This window comes from Enterobacter sp. SST3 (assembly GCF_000286655.1).
GTDB classification, from domain to species: Bacteria; Pseudomonadota; Gammaproteobacteria; order Enterobacterales; family Enterobacteriaceae; genus Enterobacter; species Enterobacter roggenkampii.
Genome location: NZ_ALNS01000024.1, coordinates 30,606 through 40,891 on the forward strand (window position 1 = coordinate 30,606; position 10,286 = coordinate 40,891).

8 protein-coding genes are annotated in these 10,286 nt (G+C 56.7%); all 8 read right to left on the bottom strand.

Annotation, left to right across the window (positions count from 1 at the left end):
• Nucleotides 1-13: 13 nt before the first annotated feature.
• The gene (gene rodZ / locus B498_RS07210) at nucleotides 14-1,030 is read right to left on the bottom strand and encodes a cytoskeleton protein RodZ (protein WP_008502139.1); all 1,017 of its coding nucleotides are present in this window, start codon (nucleotides 1,028-1,030) and stop codon (nucleotides 14-16) included.
• Between the two features lie 292 nt (nucleotides 1,031-1,322).
• Complete coding sequence (locus tag B498_RS07205; protein ID WP_008502140.1) at nucleotides 1,323-2,489, bottom strand: bifunctional tRNA (adenosine(37)-C2)-methyltransferase TrmG/ribosomal RNA large subunit methyltransferase RlmN; 1,167 nt, start codon at nucleotides 2,487-2,489, stop codon at nucleotides 1,323-1,325.
• A gap of 169 nt (nucleotides 2,490-2,658) precedes the next feature.
• A complete protein-coding gene (gene ndk / locus B498_RS07200) occupies nucleotides 2,659-3,090 on the bottom strand; it encodes a nucleoside-diphosphate kinase (protein WP_003860625.1) in 432 nt (143 codons plus the stop codon).
• Between the two features lie 121 nt (nucleotides 3,091-3,211).
• Complete coding sequence (locus tag B498_RS07195) at nucleotides 3,212-4,087, bottom strand: 4Fe-4S binding protein (RefSeq protein ID WP_008502141.1); 876 nt, start codon at nucleotides 4,085-4,087, stop codon at nucleotides 3,212-3,214.
• Nucleotides 4,087-4,875, bottom strand: a complete 789-nt coding sequence (locus B498_RS07190) for a dimethyl sulfoxide reductase anchor subunit family protein (protein ID WP_008502142.1) — start codon at nucleotides 4,873-4,875, stop codon at nucleotides 4,087-4,089. The genes B498_RS07195 and B498_RS07190 overlap by 1 nt, the downstream gene beginning before the upstream one ends.
• The gene (locus B498_RS07185; protein ID WP_008502143.1) at nucleotides 4,868-5,497 is read right to left on the bottom strand and encodes a DMSO/selenate family reductase complex B subunit; all 630 of its coding nucleotides are present in this window, start codon (nucleotides 5,495-5,497) and stop codon (nucleotides 4,868-4,870) included. Before B498_RS07185 ends, B498_RS07190 begins: the two co-directional genes overlap by 8 nt.
• Complete coding sequence (locus B498_RS07180; protein ID WP_008502144.1) at nucleotides 5,494-7,872, bottom strand: DMSO/selenate family reductase complex A subunit; 2,379 nt, start codon at nucleotides 7,870-7,872, stop codon at nucleotides 5,494-5,496. The genes B498_RS07185 and B498_RS07180 overlap by 4 nt, the downstream gene beginning before the upstream one ends.
• An 86-nt stretch (nucleotides 7,873-7,958) precedes the next feature.
• Entirely contained in the window at nucleotides 7,959-10,286 is a 2,328-nt protein-coding gene (gene pbpC / locus B498_RS07175; RefSeq protein ID WP_032622985.1) for a peptidoglycan glycosyltransferase PbpC, read from the bottom strand.

Below are 10,286 nucleotides of genomic sequence, written 5' to 3' on the forward strand. Positions count from 1 at the left end.
CGTTGCCCGTCTGTTACTGTGCTGCTGATTGTTCGGCATTAACGGTAAGACGTGCAACCTGGTTAGTTCTGATAAAGCGGCTCAGGTCGACAGGTTTTCCTTGATACTGGATCTGTACCGCTGCCGGAGCGCCGATTTTAAGTTTATAAGGCGCCTGGCCCGTTAGGTTTAACGTGCCATCTTTGCGCTGCAGGCCGCTGAACAGTTTTTTACCTGTCGCGTCAGTCACTTCCAGCCAGCAGTCGGCGCTGAAGTTCATTACCAGCGCGTTAGGGTCGGCTGCGGGTGTCGCCGTACCCGCCGGGCTGGTTGGCAGAGACGCTGCGGTATTGTCTGCAGGCTGAGCAGCCGCAGGCGCGTTCGCCGCAGTATCAACATTCGCCTGAGAAGGGGCAACCACCGCGTTTTGATCCTGAGCCTGAGGCGCAGCGGTGTTAGCCGTTGCTGCCGGAGCCTGCGCAGCATTGGTCGCTGTCGCATCTGGCGCTGCGGTCTGTGGCTCGCTGGAAGTCGCTGCACCGTCGGTATTCAGCGGCACGCTCTGGGCGTTATCCGTTCCGGCCTGGTTGAGTTCGGCGGAGGATTGATCGGCCATGGTGGTGATCTCTTCCTGCTGCGCCTTGTGGTTTTGCCACCACCACGCACCGGTCAGACCGACCACCACAAACAGCACCAGCCAGGTAAAGCTCATCAGCCAGCCATCACGTTTTTTACGACGTTTCCCCAGGGAGAAGGTCTGCATCGGCGCAACTTTTGCTGCACGGACCGGCGCCTGCTTCTCCATCATTGGCAGTAATTCGTTTTCGGGGATGTGCACCAGTTTTGCGTAAGAGCGGATATAACCGCGCAAGAACGTTGAAGCCAGATCGGCGGGTGCCTTATCTTCTTCAATATCGCGAACCGTGGAAACCTTCAGGCACAAGCGTTCTGCGACGGCTTGCTGGCTGAGTCCGAGTTGTTCACGGGCGTTGCGAAGACGAACGCCAGTGGAGAGTGCTTCATGTTGGTCGTGAGTGGCTTCAGTATTCATTCGCTACAACTACTGGTACGTGAAAAAAAGGGTTCAGGCGCCGGTGAGTCACAATGCCACCCGCACCGCGAAACTTCTGGTCAGTTAACCTTGAACACAGAGTATAAGACTGTCAGCCCGGAGATGACAGTACAGCCCTGCCCGTACGGCTAAACTGTTGTTACGTCGTTACATACTGCCCGAAAGTCGGATGAAACGCACCGTAATTATTGATCAGTCTTCACGAATCTGACTGATTATTCAGTAAGGTTATGTCTCACGGCGCAGATAATGCGCCGTGAGTGCATAATAATCAAACAGCTTTAACCGCGATCGTCTCGCCCTGCATGCGTTTACGCAGGGTACGCTTGGTACGGTCAATAACATCACCAGCCAGCTGTCCACATGCGGCATCAATATCATCACCACGCGTTTTACGCACGATGGTGGTGAAACCATACTCCATCAGCACCTTGGAGAAACGGTCGATACGGCTGTTCGAGCTACGGCCATACGGGGCGCCCGGGAACGGGTTCCACGGGATCAGGTTGATTTTACATGGCGTATCTTTCAGCAGTTCAGCCAGCTGATGCGCATGTTCGGTACCGTCGTTGACGTGGTCCAGCATCACGTACTCGATGGTGACGCGACCCTGGTTGGCGTTGGATTTCTCCAGATAGCGACGTACGGCAGCGAGGAAGGTTTCGATATTGTACTTTTTGTTGATCGGCACAATTTCGTCACGAATTTCATCGTTTGGCGCGTGCAGGGAGATCGCCAGCGCGACGTCAATCATATCGCCGAGCTTGTCCAGCGCAGGCACAACGCCTGAGGTCGACAGCGTGACGCGACGCTTGGACAGACCAAAGCCGAAGTCATCCAGCATGATTTCCATCGCCGGAACGACGTTGGTCAGGTTCAGCAGCGGCTCACCCATCCCCATCATCACCACGTTGGTGATTGGGCGAGTGCCGGTCACTTTTGCCGCGCCGACGATTTTCGCAGCACGCCAGACCTGGCCGATAATTTCTGAAACACGCAGGTTACGGTTAAAGCCTTGCTGCGCGGTTGAGCAGAATTTGCACTCCAGCGCACAGCCAACCTGGGAGGAGACACACAGCGTCGCGCGGTCTTCTTCCGGAATGTAGACGGTTTCAACGCGCTGATCGCCGACCGCAATCGCCCATTTGATGGTGCCATCTGCGGAGCGCTGCTCTTCCACCACTTCCGGGGCGCGGATTTCAGCCACTTCTTTGAGCTTATTGCGCAGGACCTTGTTGATGTCAGTCATGTCATCAAAATTGTCGCTGCAGTAATGGTACATCCACTTCATGACCTGATCGGCACGAAACGGCTTTTCGCCCATCTCTTTGAAGAACTCGCGCATCTGCTGACGGTTCAGATCCAGCAGGTTGATTTTTCCATATTTATTGGGAACCGCAGGAATGGCGACTTCGGAGGTATTCACTAATTCAGACATAATATTTACCGGCCTCGTTGTTACACGTTATGGCCCATGGAGGGTTGAATAGAAACGCCCCGGAAAGCGGTCTGCTCGTCCGGGGCGTTGCATTGTACAAAGTCTGGCGCAGGGATGCCACGTCTGGACGCGGCATTTACGAAAATAATGTGTAAACGAAACCGTTAAATTAACGGGTACGTGGACACACTTCGCCTTCAGCGAAGAAGAATGCGATTTCGCGTGCAGCAGATTCAACAGAGTCAGAACCGTGGGTACCGTTCTCGGTGAAGCTGTCAGCGTAGTCAGCGCGCAGAGTACCTGCCAGCGCGTTGTCCGGGTTGGTTGCGCCCAGCAGGTCGCGGTGACGCTGTACGGCGTTTTCGCCTTCCAGTACGGATACCACGATTGGACCGGAGGTCATGAACTCCACCAGGCCGTCAAAGAATGGGCGACCTTCGTGCTCAGCGTAGAAGCCGCGCGCCTGCTCAACGGTCAGGTGCAGCATTTTGGTACCTACAATTTTGAACCCTGCAGATTCAAAGCGAGCGAAGATGCTGCCAATAACGTTTTTTGCCACCGCGTTTGGTTTGATGATGGAAAAAGTACGTTCAATAGCCATGATAACCTCTGTCAATGTTCTGTTGTTTTGCATACCTGAGTATGGTGTGGCGCGGATTATAAAGAGCTATAGCGCTATTGCCTATGGTTCTGCATAACATTTTTTTAAAATGAGACGAAGATTAGCAACAGTCCGGGTTTCGCATATCGTGTTGATGGTGAAAACAGAGCGGACACTGCTTTTCATCAGGCGTAAATGACCAGAAATGACGGTGGCACGTCAGGCAAACGGCTTCATATGCCAGTATGGCCACGTTTTTCGCCGTTCCTTCTGTTCGCGTCACTTTTATCGCCGCATGCTGGCATACCGCTTCGCAGCCGCCGCAACCGGTACAATATCCGGTTTCGACGATCAGTTCAGCGTTCTCAAACCGAATCGCGTTTTCCGTACAACTCCGCCAGCACGCGCCGCACAATACGCACGTTCCGGCGTCGAGAGCTATCTCTGCCTCACTAACCCCAGAAAACGCTCTGCGCAGTTCACGCTGACCGGGCACGACGCTACAGGTCCGGACATCCTCACGGGGAACGTGCATCAGCGCACGGCGGGCGATATTAACCTCGTTGACGGGTAAAAGTTTAAACGCCCATGCCGCTTCACCGCGTCGACGAAGCACAAGATTAAGCCGGGCAATCGCCAGCAGCCAGTCAGGATACTGCTCCACGTCGATACTGATAAAACGAACATGGTGCTGTGCATGCCAGAGCAGCAGTTCATTCACATCCGGCGCACGTTCAGTAAAAGGCCCGACAAGCGTATCGCCACACAAAAAGCGTTTTCGCGGCGTGATGCCGGTGATGGCCTCAGTGGGGCAAACAAACAGGCAGTCACCGCATTCAATACAGCGGTTCTCATCAACCGAGATATCTGCGTCCGTAAAAGAAAAAGCCTGCACGGGACAAACGTCAGCGCAGGCGCAACAGGAAGCATGGCGAAAACGGCGACGGACGCACGCATGCGTCACGTCCATCGCCGGGCCAAACGTTAATCTGCCCATCAGCCAATACTGAAGAAAACGAAGCGCAGCATCAGCTCACCCGCAATCAGCAAGGCGCTGCCCAGCAGCATCGTGCCTCGCGCCGCTTTTAACCCGCCCGCAGCAAAGCACAGCATACCCACGACAGACACACACCAGCTCAGCAGATGCACGGTGCGCAGTTGTTGCAGCATCTGTAACGGCGCATGAGGGAACGTCACCACGGTGTTGTCCATAGCCGAGATGTCGGCCAGCCAGACGGGCTGCATCACCAGACGCACAAGCACCAGCAGCGTGATAATGACCACCGCCGCACGCAGAGTAGCCCGGGAACGCATCCCAACCGCCATGCAGGCTGAACCAATAATGCCCACCGAGCCGATAAACAGCACCAGCGTGTTGATATGCTGCCACGTCACCACGGACGCATGCATGTAGATCTGCGCCATGCAGAACACATCCACCAGCCCGACAAGGCCCGCCGCCGCCAGAAGCAGCTTCCAGCCTGGCTTTTTGGCGAACATCAGCAGCGTCGCGAGACCCAGCGCCGCCAGGTAAAGGCTGGCAAAGATAATCTCACGGCTCAGCCAGGAGCTGGAGACATGGCGCAGCGCGTTGAGAGCATTGAGCGGATAGCCCATGTGCAGCGCCGAGGCGAGCAATCCGAGGCTTGCGAGCACAAACGCCCCGGCAGCAGGCAGAAGCGCGCTACGCTGCGAAGCATGCGCCCCCCCGAACGCCAGCCAGAGCGTCACGCCTACCGAGCCCTGCAGGAACAGTGTAAAAATCAGCAGCGGTAACTCATGCATGGCGTTTGCCCTCTTTCTCTGCACCCTGATGCGCTTTGATCACCAGATTCGGTTTTGTGATGGAAGAATCAGGCAAGCCTTTCACGTCACTGACCACACCATACTTCGCCCGCAGTTCATCAATCGGCCCGAATTTAATCGCTTCGAGTGGACAGGTTGCCACGCAGACGGGCTGCTCCCCCTTCGCCTGGAGATCCACGCAGAAATCGCATTTTGACATTTGCCCGGTCTGCTCGTTGAGCTGTGGCGCGCCGTAAGGGCATGACCACGCACAGTAGCCGCAGCCGACGCACTTATCTGTATCAACGCGCACAATGCCGTCTCCCGGACGCTTGTGCATCGCCGTGGTCGGACAGTTTTTAGTGCAGATGGGGTCTGTACAGTGGTTACAGGAAATAGAGAGCGTGTAGGCAAACACATTGTTGCTGACGCCGCCCTGCCCGGTGGGGATGAAATTCCCGCCGTTGACTTCGTACACGCGACGGAAACGACGTCCGACCTCAAGGTTGTTTTTATCTTTGCATGCCACCTGGCAGGCTTTACACCCTGAGCAGCGTGAAGAGTCGATATAAAAGCCCAGCTGTTTGTCGCTCACCGGCGCGTAGTGTTTAAACTGACTCATGCTTTTGCCACCTCCACCAGCATGGTTTGATGTGAATTACCTTTCGCAAGCGCGGTAATACGAGCCGAACTGAGCACGTTCGCGCAGCCGCCTTTATCAATGCCCTTCTCATCCGGCTGCCACCAGGCACCTGCCTGCATGGCTACCACCCCAGGAATGATGCGCGGCGTAACCTCCGCCGGGATCTCGCAAATGCCGCGTGCGTTATGGATACGCACGGTATCTCCCTGCGCAATGCCGCGCTTCTGCGCGTCCTGAGGGTTAATCCACAGCTTTTGCTGCTGCGCCTCAATCAGCCACGGGTTGGCGTACTGGGTTGAGTTAGCGCGGTTTTTCCCTTTCCAGGTGATCAGCTGCAGCGGGAAGGTTTTTGCCAGTTCGTCTTCCGGCCCTTCGTGGGCAGGCACGTAATGCGACAGCGCCGGAATTTCCTGGTGCTGCATGTCGTATAGACGCTTCGAGAAGATCTCAATTTTCCCGGACGGCGTCGGGAACGGATGATTTTGCGGGTCGCGAATATTGTCTTCAAAGGCGACAAACGGCGCGCTTTTGAAGAGATGCTGACGCGTCTTTTGCAGCGTCGCGAAGTCCGGCAGGTTTTCCTCCGGCATCGACAGCTTTGTCTGCTCCCAGATGTGCTCAATCCACGCCTTTTCGTCACGCCCTTCGCTGAATGCCGGTTCGACACCAAGCTTAGCAGCGACCTCCCGCAGCCAGTCGTAGTCTGAACGGCGCTCAAATTCAGGCTCAATCAGCTTTTCGGACAGGATCAGATAGCTTGCAGTACCCCAGGTTTCGCCGATATTCCAGCGTTCCATAAAGCTGGTTTCCGGCAGGAGAAGATCGGCGTATCGGGCGCTCGGCGTCATAAACAGATCGCTCGCGACGATAAACTGGATTTTCGACTCGTCTTCCAGCACGCGGGTTGCCTGATGAAGATCCGGGTTCTGGTTAGCCAGATAATTGCCCGCCAGCGAGAAGAGGATGCGGATATTGCTGTCCAGCTTTTCGGCATCCTTCAGGCCGACGTCCGCAGTGACCTGAGAGGCATCGTCGGCGGCCTGCACCCAGTTCATCACCGATATTTTGGCTTTCACCGGGTTACCCGGCATCTCCGGGCCTGCGGCAAATTTACGGTTAGCACAGCCGCCGTAGCCTGCCGCCCAGCCGCCTTTCACCCCAACGTTACCCGTCAGCGTGGCCAGTATCGTCGAGCCGCGCGCGGTGCGCTCGCCGCAGTTATGGCGCTGCGGTCCCCAGCCCTGGATCAGCGCGGCGGGCTTCGTCGTGGCATAATCGCGCGCCAGCTGACGAATGGTCTGCTCAGGCACGTGGGTGATTTTCTCTGCCCACTCGGGCGTTTTCGCCACGCCATCTTTTGCGCCGCTCAGATAAGCAATCAGGGATTCATTGGCCGGAACGCCTTCCGGCATAGCGTCTTCATCAAAGCCCAGGGTATAGCGCTGAATAAAGTCGCGATCGTGCAAGTTCTCCGTGACGATCACGTACATCATGGCGTCCATCAGGGCGTTATCGGTTGTTGGCAGCAGCGGGACCCACTGGTCAGCAAGGGAGGACACCGTATCTGAATAGCGCGGATCGACAACGATGAAGCGGGTGCCGTTTTGCTTCATCTTCTGGAAGAAGTAGTTGCTGTGACCAAAAATCGTTTCCGTCGGGTTATGCCCCCAGAGGATGACCAGCTTGGTGTCCAGTAACGTGTCCAGCGAGCTGCCGCTGGCGGCGGTACCGTAGGTATAGGGCGTTGCCGCTGCGGTGTTGCCCATACTGACCGAGTGATAGCTTTCGAGATAGCCGCCGGTTAAGTTGAGGAGACGACGAACCATTTTATCGCCGGAGAACGTTCCTCCCGAAACTGCGGTGCCAACATGCACATAGCGCGAAGCAGCACCGTATTTTTGCGTAATGGTTTTTAATTGATTCGCAATAAGCGTTGTGGCTTCATCCCAGGTAATACGTTCGAATTTTCCTTCGCCACGTTTACCCACGCGTTTCATTGGATATTTAAGCCGATCGGGATGATAAACAAATTTCCGATACGCGCGTCCGCGAACGCAGGCGCGCATCACCGGCATTTGAAGATCCAGTTCATTATCCGGACGCGTAGAGATGCGTGTGACCACGCCGTCGCTGACGTGCGCCCGAATATCGCATTTCCCGCCACAGTCAAAAGTGCTGCAGGTTTGAATGACTTTTTCTTCGGGTTCGTTCACTGCCGCAGGCATTGTCGCCGCCTGCGCTTTTCCGCCTTTTACCACAAACGGCAGAGCGGCAAGCGCGGACCCGGCCTGAATAAAGTGACGCCGGGAGAGAGCGGGATTAAGACTCTCTCTCAGTTTCTTATTTTTTTTCATTGCTCGTTCCTTCAAATAAAAACGCATTCTCGTTTTTTTGCAGAACCGAACATTGATAATTATCAAGCTAACCCTTCTGGATTATTTTAATAAGCCATTTCGAAATTCACCGTCGCTATTTGGCCGGTTTCATCCATTACCATTAATTGATATTCACCCGGCAAATATAATTTCAGTGAATATTTATATTCATGCCCCTCTAAAGGCGCGCCATTTAAAAACCACCATCGCTGCCCTTCTCCACCGCTGGTTGAGAGAGAAAGCGTTATAGTTGTCTCACCCGGAAGACGCTTGATGACGGCTCCCTCTCTGACCCCTGACAGCATAAGCGGCGCGATATTGCTGTTATCCAGAGGCGGGCAAACTGTTGATACTGCCGGGAGACGCGCCGCTCTTTTTTCCGCAGCGGGCAGCCACGGCTCCAGCGGCAGCGGCCAGACATCCAGGACTTTTTCAGTAGCATCCGGGCAATCTGCGGCCACGCGTTTGCCGGTTTTATCCAGCCAGACCGGGAAACGAATGCCGCGTATGCCCTCCTGTTCAGGGAGAAGCAGCGTGGGCGGCTCACTCCCTTCCAGCAGCCAGGTCGACAGGCGACGTCGACAGTTTTCACTGCCTTCCGGTAGCGACTGGCCGCCCGGCCAGCAGATCACGCCCCGCCCGACGCTCTCCGGACGCGGATCGCGCGGCAGGCGGGCTTCGTCTACCGTTGAACGTGACTGAAGCAGATTATTGACCTGGTTTAACAGCGGAACCGCGCTGGCAAACCCAAACTGTCCCGCCACGGGCGTGCCGTCCGGTCGTCCGGTCCAGATGCCTATCACATAACGGGCATTCAGACCGATGGCCCAGGCATCACGGTACCCGTAGCTGGTGCCGGTTTTCCACGCCAGCGGCGCAATCTGTGGCAGCGCATTGTCCGGCAGCGGCTGCGCTTCATTGGCAAGAATACGGCGAATAATCCACGCCGAGCCTGGCGATAACAGCGGGCGTTCAGTCAGCGGATCGCCCGGCTGTAACCGCAGCCTTCCCGCCTTACCGTGTCGGGCAAAGGCGCTATAGGCCGCAGTGATATCTGCCAGCCGCGCGCCCGCCCCGCCGAGGATCAGAGACAGATTCGGCTGTGCCCCCGCAGGCAGGATCAGCGGCAACCCTGCGTTGCTCAGCATCCCGGCAAATCGTTTTGGTCCGTAGGCTTCCAGCACCTGAACGGCCGGCAGGTTGAGGGAGCGGACCAGCGCTTCACTCATGCTGACCGGTCCATGGAACCCGCTGTCAAAATTCCCGGGACGATAATCACCGGTTTTTCTTGGCACATCCTGAAGCAGCGAGGCGGGATGGATCAGGCCATCATCCAGCGCCATGCCGTAGATAAAGGGTTTTAACACCGATCCCGGCGATCGGATCGCATTGACCATATCCACATGGCTAAAACGCGTGTCATCGTTGATATCCACCGACCCAACCCAACCGCGCACTTTCATATCGGTATGATCGACCACGATCATCGCCAGCGAGCTGCGGGCCGGCAGACGCGATTTCCAGTTCATCGCCAGCTCTTCCAGCTGCCGCTGCAGTCCGGCATCCAGCGTGGTGACAATTTTCGTGTCGCGACTTTTGCCGAGCATCATCCGAGCAAAGAGCGGCGCCAGCTGCGGCATCTGCCGGGGCGCCAGCCATACTGATTCTTCACGGGACTCTTTGACCTGCTTTGCGGACCAGACGCCCTGCGTCGCCATGCGGTCGAGCACTTTATTGCGCGCCGCTTCGGCCCGTTCAGGCCAGCGGTCCGGGCGTAATCGACTCGGCGCCTGCGGCAGCACCGCCAGCAGCGCCGCGTCGGAATAGCTGAGCTGCGACGGCGGCTTGCCCAGATATGTCCAGCTTGCCGCTCCCACGCCCTGCAGCGTACCGCCAAAAGGGGCGCGATTGAGATGGAGCGTCAGGATTTCGCGTTTGGAAAGATGCCACTCCAGCTGCATGGCACGCCAGAGCTGGCGAATTTTGCCGCCAAAGGTGCGCGGATGCGGGTCCAGCAGTCGCGCGACCTGCATGGTGAGCGTGCTTCCGCCAGAGATGACTTTCCCGGAACTGAGATCCTGCCAGGCGGCGCGCAGGACAGAGAGCGGGTTTACGCCGGGGTGATCCCAGAACCAGCGATCTTCGTACTGGATCAGCGCCTCAAGATAACGGGGAGAGACCTCTTCGATCGTCACCGGATAGCGCCAGATCCCGTCGCTATCGGCAAAACGCCAGAGCGGCGTGCCCTTCTCATCCACCACCACCCGGGCAGGGTTAACCTCTTTCAGCGGCAACGGCCACAGGCGATCGGCGACGAAAATCAGCCCCCCTAAAATGAGAAGCGCTCCCGCCAGCCACAGCCAGCGGGAGCGTGTCAGACGTGCCATTCGCAT